General features: G+C 45.9%; 14 protein-coding genes. 2 read left to right on the plus strand and 12 right to left on the minus strand.

Going from position 1 to position 16,255, the window contains the following annotated elements; genetic code table 11:
* Nucleotides 1–16: 16 nt before the first annotated feature.
* Complete coding sequence (locus AC6I8Y_RS19160; protein WP_498022693.1) at nucleotides 17–1,549, plus strand: amidase; 1,533 nt, start codon at nucleotides 17–19, stop codon at nucleotides 1,547–1,549.
* 366 nt (nucleotides 1,550–1,915) lie between these two features.
* Here AC6I8Y_RS19160 and AC6I8Y_RS19165 read toward each other — a convergent pair whose 3' ends face one another.
* Both AC6I8Y_RS19165 and AC6I8Y_RS19170 read right to left on the minus strand, forming a co-directional pair.
* Entirely contained in the window at nucleotides 1,916–2,119 is a 204-nt protein-coding gene (locus AC6I8Y_RS19165; protein WP_252014866.1) for a pyrophosphatase, read from the minus strand.
* A gap of 361 nt (nucleotides 2,120–2,480) precedes the next feature.
* Nucleotides 2,481–4,184: a protein adenylyltransferase SelO gene (locus tag AC6I8Y_RS19170; protein WP_498022694.1), complete on the minus strand. Its 1,704-nt coding sequence runs from the start codon at nucleotides 4,182–4,184 to the stop codon at nucleotides 2,481–2,483.
* Between the two features lie 166 nt (nucleotides 4,185–4,350).
* Between AC6I8Y_RS19170 and AC6I8Y_RS19175 the strand changes: the two genes are divergently transcribed.
* Entirely contained in the window at nucleotides 4,351–5,529 is a 1,179-nt protein-coding gene (locus AC6I8Y_RS19175; protein ID WP_394151197.1) for a multidrug effflux MFS transporter, read from the plus strand.
* Nucleotides 5,530–5,548: 19 nt separating this feature from the next.
* Here AC6I8Y_RS19175 and AC6I8Y_RS19180 read toward each other — a convergent pair whose 3' ends face one another.
* The 10 genes from AC6I8Y_RS19180 to AC6I8Y_RS19225 all read right to left on the minus strand — a co-directional run bounded on the left by AC6I8Y_RS19180 (nucleotide 5,549) and on the right by AC6I8Y_RS19225 (nucleotide 16,172).
* The gene (locus AC6I8Y_RS19180) at nucleotides 5,549–6,550 is read right to left on the minus strand and encodes a substrate-binding domain-containing protein (RefSeq protein ID WP_498022695.1); all 1,002 of its coding nucleotides are present in this window, start codon (nucleotides 6,548–6,550) and stop codon (nucleotides 5,549–5,551) included.
* Between the two features lie 59 nt (nucleotides 6,551–6,609).
* The gene (gene rbsK / locus AC6I8Y_RS19185) at nucleotides 6,610–7,524 is read right to left on the minus strand and encodes a ribokinase (RefSeq protein ID WP_498022696.1); all 915 of its coding nucleotides are present in this window, start codon (nucleotides 7,522–7,524) and stop codon (nucleotides 6,610–6,612) included.
* A gap of 451 nt (nucleotides 7,525–7,975) precedes the next feature.
* The gene (rbsB, locus tag AC6I8Y_RS19190) at nucleotides 7,976–8,854 is read right to left on the minus strand and encodes a ribose ABC transporter substrate-binding protein RbsB (RefSeq protein ID WP_042470265.1); all 879 of its coding nucleotides are present in this window, start codon (nucleotides 8,852–8,854) and stop codon (nucleotides 7,976–7,978) included.
* A gap of 79 nt (nucleotides 8,855–8,933) precedes the next feature.
* Nucleotides 8,934–9,926 (minus strand): ribose ABC transporter permease, encoded by a 993-nt coding sequence (rbsC, locus tag AC6I8Y_RS19195; RefSeq protein WP_042470263.1) that lies wholly within the window; start codon nucleotides 9,924–9,926, stop codon nucleotides 8,934–8,936.
* Complete coding sequence (gene rbsA, locus AC6I8Y_RS19200) at nucleotides 9,923–11,428, minus strand: ribose ABC transporter ATP-binding protein RbsA (protein WP_394151200.1); 1,506 nt, start codon at nucleotides 11,426–11,428, stop codon at nucleotides 9,923–9,925. Before rbsA ends, rbsC begins: the two co-directional genes overlap by 4 nt.
* A gap of 49 nt (nucleotides 11,429–11,477) precedes the next feature.
* Nucleotides 11,478–11,897: a D-ribose pyranase gene (gene rbsD, locus AC6I8Y_RS19205; RefSeq protein WP_394151201.1), complete on the minus strand. Its 420-nt coding sequence runs from the start codon at nucleotides 11,895–11,897 to the stop codon at nucleotides 11,478–11,480.
* 293 nt (nucleotides 11,898–12,190) lie between these two features.
* Nucleotides 12,191–13,813 (minus strand): putative bifunctional diguanylate cyclase/phosphodiesterase, encoded by a 1,623-nt coding sequence (locus tag AC6I8Y_RS19210; RefSeq protein ID WP_394151202.1) that lies wholly within the window; start codon nucleotides 13,811–13,813, stop codon nucleotides 12,191–12,193.
* A gap of 243 nt (nucleotides 13,814–14,056) precedes the next feature.
* Nucleotides 14,057–14,626, minus strand: coding sequence for a sugar O-acetyltransferase (locus AC6I8Y_RS19215; protein ID WP_498022697.1), 570 nt, complete (start codon nucleotides 14,624–14,626; stop codon nucleotides 14,057–14,059).
* Between the two features lie 130 nt (nucleotides 14,627–14,756).
* Nucleotides 14,757–15,428 (minus strand): type 1 glutamine amidotransferase domain-containing protein, encoded by a 672-nt coding sequence (locus tag AC6I8Y_RS19220; RefSeq protein ID WP_498023060.1) that lies wholly within the window; start codon nucleotides 15,426–15,428, stop codon nucleotides 14,757–14,759.
* A gap of 126 nt (nucleotides 15,429–15,554) precedes the next feature.
* On the minus strand, nucleotides 15,555–16,172 hold the full coding sequence (locus AC6I8Y_RS19225; RefSeq protein WP_498022698.1) for a glutathione binding-like protein: 618 nt from the start codon (nucleotides 16,170–16,172) through the stop codon (nucleotides 15,555–15,557).
* Between the last annotated feature and the right edge of the window lie 83 nt (nucleotides 16,173–16,255).

Below are 16,255 nucleotides of genomic sequence, written 5' to 3' on the forward strand. Positions count from 1 at the left end.
TCCAATAGGTATCAAGATGGCATTATCACGCACTTTTAAGTTTGCACCAATTGCTCTAGCCCTAGTAGCTGGCAGTGCACTAGCAGCAGATTTTTCTCAAGAAGAGTTGGCATACATGCCAGCTAACACTCAAATTGAGCTTTTCAAATCTGGGATGATCACTCCTGTTGATGTAGTTGAAGCGCAAAAAGCTCAATACGACGCAACAAACGACGTTGTAAATGCAGTGACTTACGAGCACTGGACTAACGCACTAGAAGCTGCTGAAGAAGCGACCAAACGATACCAAGATGGTACCTACCGGCCGCTCGAGGGGGTAACTTATGCAGTTAAAGATGAACACCACGATAAAGGCTGGAAAGTAACTTTTGGTTCTAAGTTACATATGGACGATGCGCCTATGGACCATGCTGACCCGATGGTATCTAAGCTAAACGAAGTAGGTGCAATTCCAGTAATTCAAACAACAGTTCCTGAGCTGTATTTCAACTGGGTAACCAGCACTGATGCATGGGGAACATCACGCAACCCATGGAACCCAGATTTCGCTGTAGGTGGGTCTTCTGGTGGTTCTGGTGCAGCGGTTGCAGCGGGTTACGCGACTATGGCAACGGGCTCTGATATGGGTGGCTCTATCCGCATTCCTTCTTCTTTCAACGGTCTTTATGGCCTGAAACCGGCTGCATTTAGCGTTCCTAATGCAACACTTTACTCGTACTTTTCAGGTAGCGGTCCAATTGCGCGTAGCTTTGAAGATATGGTGATGATGTATAACGTGATGTCTGGCCCAGATGCGCAGTGGTCGGTACCAACGGTAGGCAAACAAGAGAAGTTAAGCAAAGACATTGAATCGTTGAAAGGGATGAAGATCGCTTACATCGGTGATATGGGGACTAGCCCAATGGCTGACTATGTTGCCGAAGGTATGAAAGAAGGCCTAGAAGTACTTCGCAAGCAAGGTGCGACTGTCGATGTGGTTGATTTTGATTTCGAAATGCAAATGGGCTTGCTAGAAGGTATTTCTAACCTAGCATTCTCTGGCGCTATGGGCGCACCAATGATGGATGGCTACACTGGTGTAACGGACAAAATGACTACCTACACTGGCAAACTACTGCAAAAAGCAATCGATCACCGTGAAGATTACGATGGCCGTGCTCAAGCTAAAACTGAAGCAGAAGTTCAGCGTATGTGGACTAAGCTATCACAAGAAATTTACTCTCAAGGTTACGACCTAGTGATTGCACCAACAATGCCTACAGTATCTGTACCAGCAGACTACAACTTCATGACTGATGAGCCAATCAAAGAAGATGGTCACACCTATGACAACGCAGTTGGTATGATGTACACCCTGCCATTCAACCTGCTAGGTTGGTTGCCAGCGGCTAGCGTACCAGCAGGCCTAAGCCCAGACGGTGTTCCATTTGGTATGCAGATCATTGGTAAGCCAGATGACACAGCAACAGTAGTAAAAGTTGCAGGTGCATACAGTAAAGGTGCTCCTAAGTTCTTTACTAAAGACCTAATGCCAAAAGGCGTTAAGTAAGCCGAGTAAAACTTAAGAAGCAGCCTCGCCAGTATTAGCGAGGCTGTTTGTTTGATTCTAAGAGTTATTCAAGGTGACTAACTTCAGTGGTAACTCTGTGAAGGTTTTGTCCATCAGCGGTCAAGTCTTGCTTTTGGCTAATTGTGATTTGTTATAACTTAGCTAATCCGTTTCTAGCTAATTTAGCCACACCTAAAACACGGAACTGTCCAGAAACGTTTTTAAAATTGATCAAACTCTACTGTCCTCCGACAACAATGGCCAGATAAAGAGCGAGCATAGGGTCAGATAGAGTTTAAAAGTAGGCAGTGGTTAGGGGGAGTTGGTGATCTTAATTACACATCCCTGTGTAACGTTTTCTGAATGTCAGTTGGCTTTAAATCGCTTTATAAATTTACTTAAGCGTGGAATCAGGCTAGGCACAGTCGGCGCATCGGGAATCTCATTTACAAAAGTCATAAAGCGCTGCGCTTTACTTTTATCGCCTTGAGCAGTCCCTGCTAATATTGCTTGAGCTAAAATTACATGCTCAGCAGTAACGTCCTTATTCGAAAATTCGTGAATCAACATAGAAAATCCTAATAAGTATAAATACAAATGCAATAATACAATATATTGAAGTTTGTATCGATAGCTTATGGCATTCATCAATGTCAGATTTGTGCAAAAGCAAGACAGTGAACTTAGTGACTTTCCATACTTATACTAATTCGTGATTTGCTAATACTAGGTTCGCCGAAACTCATTCTGTCCAAAAGCAAGTTGAAAGCCTCACGCAACACCAGTTCGCACATTTTAACTTTGGGCGCCCGCGTTAACTAGATTCCGCACCAAGTGCGGAATGACGATCAATTCAGCTTGAGTGCTTCTTCCACTTTGGGTGTACTTTGCACTAATCACATTTCTTGCCTAAGCAGTGGATATTGTGTGCCTACGACGAACAACTATAATGCGTCACCCCACCCACATCGAAAAGTTCCAACGGTCTCAATCGATAAAACTTCCCTTCAACCTCTTTCGATTGCTCCCCATAAGGTTCACCAAACAAAGCTTGCAACTCATGAATCAAACCAAACTCCCCTTGTTCTGCTTGTTTATACGCTGGCACAACTAACCACTCACGCCAAGTATACTTAGGGTTCACGCGCTGCATTTGCGTCGATAACTCCTCCTCACTAAGGGACGTATCAAGCTTGCTTCTCCATTCCGTTAACCAGTCACTCCAATGGTTCATCAGTTCTTTATCTGGAGACGTATAGAAACTGGCTTCAAGCTCAGTAATGGCAGTCGGAAGGTAAGACAGCTGACGGAAGAAGATCGTGTAATCCACATGTGTCATCATCATAAGTTTAAACAGCTCTTGAAGAAGATCACCGTCGAACTCTACAAGCCCTAGCTTTGCCGTCCACATTTCGCTCAGTTTATCGTGCATCACTTGTGCGAAATCATCTTGAATCTGGCCCAGCTGTTCTAGCGCTACCGAATCATCACGAATCAAAGGCATTAATGCCGAGCAAAAGCTTTCGAAGTTTTTCTCCGCAGCTTGAGGCTGGTTGAAGAATGAAAAATGACGACCACCGCCAGTCCAAGGCTGGTAATAGGGTTCAAAGCGCTCAACAAAACCAAACGGCCCGAAGTCGAGTGTGAATCCCCCTATCGCACAGTTATCACTATTGAAGTTCCCCTGGCAGAATCCGACCCGCATCCAGTGAGTCACTAACGTTGTGAGTCTGTCACGAAAAGCCGAGGCAAAGGCGAGTAGTTTTTCTTCGGCAGGTAATTTGGTATCGATTTGATCTGAATACTCACGCTCAATAGCGTGATCGACGATCATCTCCAGTTCACGCATCGCTTCGGGGTGAGCGTCGCTGCGAGCTCTGCGTCCAAACAGCTCTAACTGCCCTATTCTTAGAAATGACGATGCCACACGAGTCGATATCGCCACTGGGTTGGAAACCATAATATCTGGGTTTTCTGAATGAGAACCCTCACGATACCAAGGTCTATCAACCTTTTCTGACTGAGAGGCAAACAAGCAAAGTGAGCGCGTTGTGGGAATACCTAAGCTGTGCATGAGTTCTTGAGCAAGAAACTCTCTCACGCTAGAGCGAAGTACCGCGCGTCCATCTGCGCCTCGACAATAAGGAGTCGGACCGCCGCCTTTCAGTTGCATCTCCCATCGCTTATCGTTGAACACCCCTTCAAAGATAGACATAGCGCGTCCGTCACCGTATCCGTTACCCGTTTTGAATGGGCATTGTTCAATGTACTCAGTACCGTAGATAGAAAGCGCGTATCCCGTCGCCCAACCAAACTTTTCCATTGGTTCCGGTACCTGGCTCAACTGGCCTGAGAAAACGTTTCGGAACTCGTCAGTGAGCGCTATTGCATCATCTAAACCAAGTTCTTCAAATAGTGTATGACTATGAGCAATGTAGATTGGTTCAGCAATAGGTGTGGGTTTTACTGGAACAAAATGTCCTGTAAATACCTGCCTTAGACTATGGTCATTTCCAGTGCCATCAGAGTCAGGATCGCGGTTAAGCGACATCATCAATGAGTAGTCTGCACCTTTGGCAAACTCTTCAATAGTAGTGATTGCTTTGATCGACTTTTTCTGCGCTCGTTCACTCATCCTAACTCTTTAATCCCTTTGATAATTTTCAATCTCTGCCAGCATCATACGGACAGTCTAGCAATAAGTATGACTTTTATCTTAATAACTAGCCAACACTCAGTCTATTAGCGTAATATGTCATACAAAATTCCCTCTCCTTTCTGCCATTTAATACGGAATCTCAATGACTCAAGGAATTCGCTATAAAGTCATTCTTCTCGCCTGCCTGATCATCAGTGTTGGTCAACTTAGCATGGGCTTAGTCTTTCCCTCTCTGCCTTGGATCGCGAAAGATTTCAATATCACTCTAGATGAAGCACAGTTACTAGTAGGTATCTACCTTCTGGGCTTTGGACCTTCACAATTTTTATATGGACCTATTTCTGACGCTATCGGTCGAAAAAAGGTATTGCTGACCGGTTTAGTTATCGCTCTCTTAGGCTTAGTGATGATCATCTTGATGCAAGACTCTTTCAAAGGCATGGTGCTTGGTCGATTCTTGCAAGGGGTGGGAACGGGTTGCTGCGCGGTACTTGCTAGGGCGTCGACGCGAGATCAGTTCAGCGGAGCGGATCTACCGCTGGCTATGTCATACATTGCAATGGCAGCCTCGATTACACCGGTTATTGCGCCTGTGCTTGGTGGATTTATCAACTTTCACTTCGGCTGGAATATGGTCTTCGTGTCGCTGTTTAGTTATGTGGCACTAGCATGGGTTGCAATCGCGATTCTGTTCAAAGAAACAGTGGCAGAGAAGTCATCCATACCCTCTCCTAAAAAGATGATTATTCAATATGGAGAGCTTCTACGCTCAAGTTACTTTATGAGCTTTGCCAGTATCGGTTGGCTCAATTTTAGCTTGATGATCACTACGGTCTCCGTCATGCCGTTTATCATGCAAAATCAAATTGGAATGAATTCCGATGAGTATGCGTTATGGGCACTGATCCCTGCCCTCGGTATGATTTGTGGCACTACAATTTGCAACCGTGTCCGTCCAATCATCGGCAGCAAAAAGATGCTGTTGTGGACACCTGCTTTGCATGCCACCGCAGCCCTGTGGTTACTATTCTGTCCACTAGAGCCTATCTACCTCATGCTGGGGCAACTGCTTATGATCTTAGGGAATGGTATTGCGCTGCCTTGTGCACAAGCGATGGTTATGCTGCCTTATAAAAAACAAGCGGGCGCAGCGGCTGCGTTATCAGGTGGTGGACAAATGATCGTCTCTTCGATTGTCAGTATGTCATTGGTACAACTTGGATTGAGCCAACCGTGGCACTTATCTATCGTCATTGCGGTGTTCGCGGTGATTACGCTAAGCAATGTTATTAGAGGGTTCAAGGTCGCTCAGCCCGCTTAAGGCTGAGCTTAGACTAAAACTAAATGGTTTTTACGCTGTCGCGTACCACTAATGACGGCTCGAGTTGAACCACATCAGGAGCAAGATCTGTCTTATCGATTTTCGCAAGCAAGGTTTCAACCGCTGCTTTACCTAGTCGGTATTTGGGTTGGTGGATAGTTGTAAGCGATGGTGTCATGTATTTAGCGATGTGAATATCATCGTAGCCAATTATAGAGAGTTCATTGGGAACCTTAATACTCTTGGCATGAGCAACATTTAGCGCCCCCATCGCCATCATGTCATTACAGACAAATAGTGACGAAGGCAGAGGCCCGCGCTCAATCAAGGTTTCAAGCGACTTAGCGCCACCATCACACTCAAAATCTGATTCGATGATCCAGTCTGGATTAATCTCAAGATGATGCTCTTTCAGGGCTTTCTTGTAGCCCTCATAACGCATCAAGGCTTGATGGCGGTTAAGTGGACCAGTAATACACCCTACTTCTTTATGACCATTCTCGATCAAGTGTTTTGTCGCAAGGTATCCGCCCAGAAAGGAGTTGTCTTGGATCTTGTCACTTTCGAAATGCATCGGCCCCCAGTCCATAACTACAACCGGAATTGACGGATACTGCTCAAAGATATCGAGCTTCTCACCCGCTAGTGTCGCACACATCAAAATCAGTCCATCTACACGCTTTTGAAGCAAAGTATCGATAGAGGCTTTCATGCGCTCAGTATCACCTTCGGTATTACAAAGGATGAGGTTGTAGTTTTGATGATAACAGCTGCGTTCGACCCCTTTTACTACCTCTCCAAAAAACGGGTTGGTTGAGGTAGTCACTAACATTCCAATTGTTCGTGTACGATTCATTTTGAGGCTACGTGCCAACGCAGAGGGTGCGTAATTGAGCTCTTTCGCTGCGTTGTTCACGCGCTCAGAAATCTCTTCACTCACGAATCGTGTTTTGTTGATGACATGACTCACGGTCGACGTTGAAACGCCCGCGAGCCTTGCTATGTCCTTCATCGTTGCCATTGGGCAAGGGTCTCCACTGCTTCTTGTTATGTTTATACGCTTAGAGTATGCCGCTAAGCTTATTGAGCTAGAAACTCTTTTACTTCATTCAGGGTAGGAATGGAAGTCTGGGCACCAAATCGAGTCACTGAAATCGCTGCCGCAGCGTGAGCGAACACAATCGCTTCTTCGATAGGCTTTCCGTCGATGAGACCAGTAACTAACGCGCCGTTGAAGGTGTCACCTGCCGCTGTTGTGTCTGTCGCCTCTACCTTGAAGCCAGGGATACGCTCACCACGACCATTTTGGCTAAGCCAAACGCCTTTTGAACCAAGGGTGATCATAACGATTTCGATACCCTTGCGATGAAGCGCGTTTGCAGCTTCTTGTGCTGAATCATCGTCTGTAACGGTAATGCCCGTTAGGACTTCGGCTTCGGTTTCGTTTGGTGTGATGACATCAACACAAGAAAGCAGAGAGTCTGGTAGAGCTCGAGCTGGTGCAGGGTTAAGCACAACGTTGGTCTTTGCTGCTTTAGCGACTTGCGCTGCGTATTCAATACCTTCGATTGGTGTTTCTAGCTGCGTGAGTAGGTAACTCGCGTTTTCTAGCAGACCTTTGTGTGGCTCTACACGAGCTTTTGTTAGCTTGGCATTTGCTTCTGCTGAAATACAGATGCTGTTTTCACCACTGTCGGCTACTTGAATCATGGCAATACCCGTCGGTGTGCCTGGTTCTAATTGAACACCCGCGATGTTGATACCATCAGATTTGAATGCTTCGCGAATATTGATACCAAAAGCGTCATCGCCCACACAAGCAATGAAACCCGTATCGCCGCCGAGTCTTGCAGCAGCAACCGCTTGGTTAGCGCCTTTGCCACCTGGGATGACTTGATAGTTTCCACCATGCAATGTTTCGCCTGGGCGAGGGAAAGAAGGAACTTGCAGTACATGGTCTGCATTCACACTACCCAACACGATGAGTTTATTCATACTTTGTTCCTTTTTAACTCTTTTATGTAGATAACTTGGGGTTGCCTTTGGGTGGCAAGCCGAAGGTATCTGGTTGTTTATTGCGATGCGTAGCTAGCGTTAGTTCTCCCCCTTGATAAGGGGGAGCTACAGGGGATAAAAGCGCTGAAGCTTAACTCACACGCACTACTCAAATTTGCTTCGCAAATTCAAGAGCACCCCTCCTAGCCTCCCCTTATAAAGGGGAGGAACATTAGGCTGGCTCCTATCGTCGCCTCGCCTATTCATTAACAGCTCTTAGCTCTCCCCCTGATAAGGGGGAGTTGGAGGGGGTAAATGCGCAGGAGCTTAACTCACACACACCACTTAAATTTGCTTCGCAAATTCAAGAGCACCCCTCCTAGCCTCCCGGCTACGCGCCCCGCTTTCAAGGGGAGGAACTAAAGGCCAGCTCCTATCGTCGCCTCGCCTATTACTCAGCTACAACTTTAAGAGGTACTGGGATGTACTCTTCTACTTTCTCGCCTTTCAGTACTTTATCAGCTGTTTCCACACCTAGTGCACCGATCATATCTGGTTGCTGTGCAATCGTAGCTGCTAGCTTGCCGCGTTTAACCGCCGCCATGCCATCTTCAGTGCCATCGAAGCCAACGATCATTACGTCTTTACCCGCAGCTTGAACCGCACGAAGTGCACCCAGTGCCATTTCGTCGTTTTGTGCGAATACCGCTTGTACATCTGGGTTTGCTGCTAGAAGGTTTTCCATTACGTTCAGACCTTTAGTACGGTCGAAGTCAGCGGGCTGGCTAGCAAGTAGATCCATTTCTGAACCTTTAACTGCGTTCATGAAACCTTCACCACGCTCACGTGCGGCTGACGTACCTGCGATACCTTCTAGTTGGATAACTTTCGCCTTCTCACCTACTTTTTCCATGATGTAGTGACCTGCCATTTCGCCACCAACTACGTTGTCTGATGCGATGTGACTTACTACGTCACCACGGCTAGCGCCACGGTCAAGCGTCAGTACAGGGATGTTCGAGCGGTTTGCCATACGGATAGCATTCGATACTGCATCAGAATCAGTTGGGTTGATAAGAATTGCTTTAACGCCACGAACCGTCAGATCTTCGATGTTTGATAGCTCTTTGCTTGGGTCATTTTGCGAGTCCAAAACGATTAGGTTGTAACCTAAATCCTTGGCTTTCGCTTCCGCACCTTCTTTCATCGTTACGAAGAACGGGTTGTTAAGCGTAGAGACAACAATCGCCATCGTGTCTTGTGCTGATGCAGCTGTAGACATAGAAGCAGATAACACGGCAGCAGAGATTAAAGTGGCTAGTTTTTTCATCGTTTTAGTCCTTTGTGTAGGGGGGCGGCTCAACTCATTGTCGAGCCTGTTATTGTAAATAATCTAGTGTTAATCGAGGTTACTTGTTTTTGTTGTCCACCAGTACCGCAAGCAAGATAACCACTGCTTTTGCGATCATTTGGTAGTAAGAAGAAACATCCAATAGGTTAAGAGCGTTGTTCAAGAAGCCGATAATCAAAGCACCAATCAGCGTACCCATAATTCGGCCTTTACCACCCATCAAGCTGGTACCGCCGAGAACAACCGCTGCAATAGCGTCGAGCTCGTATCCCATACCCGCTGTAGGCTGAGCCGATGACAGGCGAGAGGTAACGATAATGCCAGCCAGTGCAGCAAGCAGACCACAGATGGCGTACACACCAATCTTCACTTTGTCGACATTGATACCAGACAAACGAGTAGCGGATTCGTTGCCGCCTAGCGCATAAACGTAGCGACCAAAGCGAGTGTGGTTAAGTAGGTACCAAACAGAAGCGAATACGACGACCATAATCCAAACTGGAACTGGGATGCCTAAAGCGTAACCCGTACCAAACCATGCGAACGCATCAGCCGTATCGGTAAAGCCTGTAGAGATTGGACGACCGTCGGTGTACACCATGGTCACGCCACGCAGAAGGGTCATAGTCACCAAAGTGGCGATAAAAGCCTGAACCTTACCTTTGGCAATGATAATACCGCTGATTGCGCCAAGAGCGGCACCAGCTAGAAGCGCGGTTGGAACCGCGATCAATACCGGGACTTCCATCGCTATCAAACTGGCAGCAAATGCACCACAAAGCGCGAGCACTGAGCCCACGCTCAAGTCGATACCTGCGGTTAAGATGACCAAAGTCATACCCACTGCGATAATGGCATTCACAGAGGTTTGGCGAAGAATATTCAGAATATTATCGACGGTGAAAAAGTTCGGGTTTAGAAAAGACACCACGATAATTAGGAAGATCAGCGCAATCAGTGATTTTTGCTCAATCAACCATTCTTTATTGAAAAGAGGCTTCTTGTTTTCCATCTCGACGCTCATCTCTTTGTTGATGGTTTTGTTGTTCATGCTGCTTCCTCACTTACATTTTTACCGACAGCGCATGCTAGTAGTTTCTCTTGGTCTGCATCTTGAGCCATAAACTCGCCGCTTATATGCCCTTCATGCATCACCAAAATTCGATCGCTCATGCCAAGTACTTCTGGCATTTCAGATGACACCAAAATGATGCTCATGCCATCTGCTTTAAACTTGTTGATTAGTTGATAGATTTCTTTCTTGGCACCAACATCCACACCGCGAGTTGGCTCGTCCAGAATAAGCACCTTAGGTTTAGTCATTAACCCTTTGGCAATGGCGACTTTCTGTTGATTACCACCGGAAAGATTGCCAATGATTTGGTCTCGAGTTGGCGTTTTGATGTTGAAGAGCTTGATAAAGTCTTCTACCGCAATCACTTCTTCACCATGCTGTATCTGCATGCCTTTAGATAGCTGCTCAAGCGCGCAGATCGACATGTTTTCTTTGACGGACAATCCGAGTACTAAACCATCGCCTTTACGGTCTTCTGAGATATAAGCAATACCGTTTGCCAAGCCTTCTTGAGGGCTATCTGGATTAATGGTTTTACCATTAAGCATCACATCACCAGACTGGCGTTTCAGCGCGCCATAGATAATTTTCATTAGCTCTGTGCGCCCTGCTCCCATCAAGCCGGATACACCAAGGATCTCTCCTTGATCTAGGGTAAAGCTCACATTATCAACGCCTGGGCCCGAAAGATTTTTTACTTCGAGGCTTGTTTTACCGTGGACGGCATCAATACGAGGGTACTGCTCATCGAGCTTACGACCTACCATCATCTCGATTAGGGTGTCTTCATCAGTTTCGGCAACGGTACGCTGACCGATGAACTTGCCATCACGAAGTACGGTAATGTCATCGCAAATCTCAAAGATCTCTTTGAGGCGGTGGGAAATGTAAACAATGCCGCAGCCTTGTTCACGAAGCTCATTAATGACACTGAAAAGGGATTCGGTCTCTGTATCTGTCAGCGCGTCGGTTGGCTCGTCCATGATGATAACTTTCGACTCAAACGACAGAGCTTTCGCAATCTCAACCATCTGTTGTTCGCCTAAACTCAACTCACCCAAAGGCGTTTTCGCACTATGTTTCACGTTGAGCCTGGCCAGCAATCGGTCTGCTTCAGCGTACATTTCGGACCATAAAATACGTCCAAACGCATTGGTCTTTTCACGACCTAAGAAGATATTCTCGGCGATGGTGAGCTCAGGGATAAGATTGAGCTCTTGGTGAATAATACTGATGCCCGCTTGTTGAGAGTCTCGCGGTCCCTTGAACCCAGTTTCTTCGCCTTGATAGCGAAGCTCTCCGGAGTCTTTCGAGTAAATGCCTGTCAGCACCTTCATCAACGTAGACTTGCCAGCACCGTTTTCGCCAAGCAGTGCCATCACTTTACCTGGGTAGACGTTAAGGCTCGCTTTATCCAAAGCCTTAACACCAGGGAAGGCTTTTTCAATCTCGCTGAGTTGTAAAATTGGTTGCAGCATGAGGATGTCCTGTATATTTCGCTGAACTTAACTCGTATTTCGTGGCGGCTTAAAACACGACGCCAGCTTGGAAAATCACATTGGCATAAGGTGTACACTCACCTGTTCTAACGACTGCTCTTGAATCAACAGTTTTGGCTTTAAACTCTTCATGAGTAACATAACGAACAGTAATCTCTTTCCCCGTATTAGCCTGCTCTTGCTCTATCACTGCGAGCAATGCGTTGTGAAGCTCTGGGCTCACTGCTTTAAACTCTTCAGCTAGAATCACACCTTCAATCTGAGCTTCTGATAGATAGACTTTAACGGTATCGATGAAGGCTGGTACGCCGTGAGTTAGGGCTAAGTCGATACGCTGCACTTCATCGGCAATCGGCAAACCTGCATCGCAGATCGTCACCTCATCGGTGTGCCCCAAGGTTGACACCAAATAGGAAAGTTCTGAGTTAATTAGGGCGCTTTTTTTCATTGTTAGTACCTGCTTCATGCGGCTTTATCGAGACTGTAGGGCTTGATAAAAATTCTTGGTCACTTTGCTGTTATCTTTTGTTGATAAAACAATCATCGAAACGTTTCGATGACAATCCTAGCGTAGTCTGAATAAAGATCGATGCAAGTTGCATTTAAGTGTGACTCAGATCGCCTCATCGAAACGTTTCGATGCATTTTTCGTGAAAGGTCTCAAATTGTAAATAGGGTGTCTTGGGGAGGAAATAAATGAAGAACTAATCAAACGGATTGGCTAGATAAGCATCACGTTGATTAAACGGCGTGTTCCAGTTTCATACAAGATGAGATATGCGGCCCAGAAGCAAAATGACAACCAATGAGTTTCAGCGATTCTAGTTGCCCTTCTGTCTCGACGCCTTCAGCAATTGTCTCTATATTCAATACTTTAGCTAAGCTAACAATGGCTTTTGCGACCTGCTCGACTGATTTGTCTTGCGCGATCTCAGCGACTAGCTGCGCACCAACCTTGAGCTTTTGTATTGGCAACTCACGGAGTTCAGAAATGGAAATGTGCCCCATTCCGAAATCTGCCACGGTTATCTGACAGCCCAGTTCGACAAGCTGATAGAGCTCATCGACACAGCGTTTCTTCGAGAGCATGTCTTCAAATACTTCTAGCACTAGGCAGCGAGGTGGTAAGTGATACTTTTCGAGAATATCGGTCACTTCTTGAGTAAAGAGTCCATGTCCGAAGTTCTTCGAGGATACCTTAACCGCGACAGTTTTTAGCTCGCCAACTGAAGCGTACTTACAGGCTTGTTCGATAGTAAATAGATTAAGCTTGCGAATCAGCTGGGTTTCTTCTGCAATAGGAATGAACTCGAATCTATCGACCTCGCCAAACATCGCATCGCTCCACTCAAGGCGGCTCTTGTAAGCAACGACGTTTTTTAGCTCCAGATCGATGACGGGTAAAAAACTCACCTCGAGCTTGTGTGATTCTATGGCTTGAGCAAGACGTTGCGCCATAGCAGTTTTGCGTCCCCACTGCTCACCCATCGCTTCATCGTAACTCATCCAAGTCGTTTGACACTGTTTGGCACGGTACATCGCGAGATCGGCTTGTTTAAGTAACAAGCTAGTAGGAATCGTCCTACTTATATTCGTTGTAATCCCAACAGAGGCTGAGCCACGCTCGGATTTGTTGCCCACCTCAATAAAGGCAATCGCATCCACAATATGTTGTGCATAGTGCTCTGCGCGCTTTTTCCCACAATTAGGGAGCAAAGCCACGAACTCATCACCGCCCAAACGCGCGACCAAACCATTGTCACCAACCGCCGTTTTAAAGCGCTTGGCCACGTTTTGCAGGAACAGGTCACCAAAATCATGCCCTTTGCTATCATTGATAGACTTAAACTCATTAAGGTCGATCAACAGTAGCGAATATGGATGCTTGGTAGACTGCTCATCGACTAAGAAACGTTGCAGGTGTTCAAAGAAAGACGTTCGATTTGGAAGTCTGGTAAGGGCATCAAAATAAGCAAGATCACTAAGTCTATCCGTTAGGTGCTTTTCAGAGGTCACGTCTCGCTTAACAGCAATGTAGTAAGACTGTCCAAGGTAGTCGAAGGGGCTAATGTGGGCATGCTCGATAAACAGAGAGCCGTTTTTCTTTCTGTTTACCAACTCTCCATGCCAATCCTTACCGGTTACAAGCTTGGACCACATATCTTGGTAGGTGGCAGAGGAGGTTTGTCCCGATTTGAGGAACTTGGGGTTTCTGCCAATGACTTCATCGCGAGTATAACCTGTCAGTTGAGTGAACTGTTCGTTGACGTACTGAATATTTGCAGTGTCATCAGTAATAATGACGGCAACCGAAGCGCTTTTCAGTGCTGATTCCATCAATCCTAACGACAACTCAAATTCCATAAAACGTAACGCCTAGTCTAACTTCTAACAGTCAATATCGATAAGTAAGGGAAACATAATAAAATTTAATGGAACCAACATCAAACAAAACGTCAAAAACTTGCTGTTTTGACAACATTTTTTTGACGCACTAGAAACTAATCGTCTTTGAGACTGCGACTTGAAGAGCATAGTCGCCTAACATTATGACGGTTAGACGAACTATGTATGGAAATGCAGAAGTGAAGAAGCGTTTAAAACGCGCTAGCCATTATCAATCTGTTTAATGACGCGACATGGATTACCTACCGCTAAACTATTCGCTGGAATGTCTTTAGTCACAACGCTTCCCGCACCGATCACGGCATTGTCACCGATGGTTACTCCGGGACAAACGATCGCGCCACCGCCAATCCACACATTACTACCTATCTTAATTGGTAACCCGAACTCAACTTCATCTTCAACTCGACCTTTCACATCGAGTGGGTGTCCTGCGGTATAGACCTGTACATTCGGCGCAAACAAAACGTTATCACCAATCTCAACCACATTAACGTCTAGGATGACGCAGTTAAAGTTGGCGTAAAAGTTTTCACCAACGTGGATATTCTCACCATAGTCGCAGCGAAATGGCGGTTCTAAATAAAGACTACCCTTTCTATTGGGAATTAAGGCTTCTTGTGCTTCTTTCCACTCAGGTGTGTTAGGGATACTATCGTTCAACTTCTTGAGAATGTGGCGACATTGGACTCGTGAAGCCAGCAACTCCTCATCCCATGCTAGATAAGGTTCGCCAGCAAGCATTTTTTCACGTTCAGTTTTGGTAGACATCGATTTCTTCCACTTATTGTAATTACTGATAGCATTCAATGATTAACAATCTATGACAATGTCAGAAATTTGTCAGATAAGCGCGGTTATTTCATGGTATCGCTAGCGTCGTCACACTATGTGTTGGAGTCTAATTATTGGCAATCAAGTTCAGAATTGCTTGCGCAGCGGCTCGCGAGCTAGCGGGGTTTTGACCAGTTACCAGCTTGTCATCAATCACAACATATTCTGCCCAATCTTCAGCCTTGGAATACGACGCACCGAGTTTTACCAGCTCATCCTCGAGAGAGAATGGAACCACATCAGAAAGACCGACAGCGGCCTCTTCTGAGTTGCTAAACCCGGTTACTTGACGACCTTTAACCATAGGCGTTTCGTCTTCATTAGCGGCATTAATCAACACGCCTGAAGCATGACATACTGCCCCAATGGGCTTATCATCGCTGTAGAAATCATCAATCAAAGTAACGGAGTCAGGATCGCAGGTAAGATCCCAAAGAGGCCCATGTCCACCTGGGAAGAATATGGCGTCATAATCGCTTGCGCGTACTTCGACTAGCCTCAAGGTGTGCGACAGGTGTGTTTTCGCGACATCATCATTTTCAAAGCGTTTTGTGGCTTCTGTTTGATAGTCTTCGTCTTGGCTCTTGGGATCGATGGGAGGGTGACCACCAGCAGGAGAACACAATGTGATATGAAGACCCGCGTCTTTAAAAACATAATACGGGGCGGCAAACTCTTCTAACCAAAATCCCGTTTCTTCGTTGGTATCACCCATACGGCGATGCGATGTCAGGACCATTAGGATTTTCTTTTGAGCCACTCGATACTCTCCACTAAATGTATACATTAAACCTAGTGAAAAGCTGAGAAATTTCAAATACAAGGGGAGCCGATAACCGACTCCCCTATCATATTGCTGGGCGACTTAACCTTGTAGAGCAGGTCTGGTTGACACTTTATCAAACCAACTTTTGATGTTCTGATTAGATTCAAACACTTCAATCTTCAGTGCATTGACCGCAACTACTACAAGGATATAAGCGCTGATATCGGCGATACTATAATTCTCTGTTGCTACGTAGCTTGACTGCCCGAGTTGCTTGTCTAATTTAGGTAAAAACAGTTCCACTCTGTGCTTCGCTTCTTTACCCCAATCCTCAACACAATTTTCTCGGTCGCTGTATAAACCAGTTAAGTTTCTGAATGCTTGAAACGCATTTTGAATACCATCGATTTCAACGATGCGGTTCCACATTTCTACCTTGGCGCGCTCTACCGTATTCTCGCCAAACAGGTTCAAGTCATTAGGTGTGATTTCATCAAAATAGCGACTGATAGCCACGGTTTCACTTAAGTGCGTACCATCATCAAGCTCTAACAAAGGCACTTTACCGTTCACACTTTTGTCTTGGTAACCCTGCTCTAAGTTATCCCCTTCCCTAACGTTAATTTCGACGCGCTCCAAATCCGTGACACCGATTTCACGCAAGAAAAGGTTAAGGCGTTTACAGCTTACCGTCGCCGCTTGTTCGTACAATTTCATGGTTCGTCCCTTTTATCTAACCGATCGTTTAGATATACTCTATGCAATAACTAAACGATCGGTCAAGAATTAATTTCCGTTTC

Source organism: Vibrio sp. KUL78 (assembly GCF_059725505.1).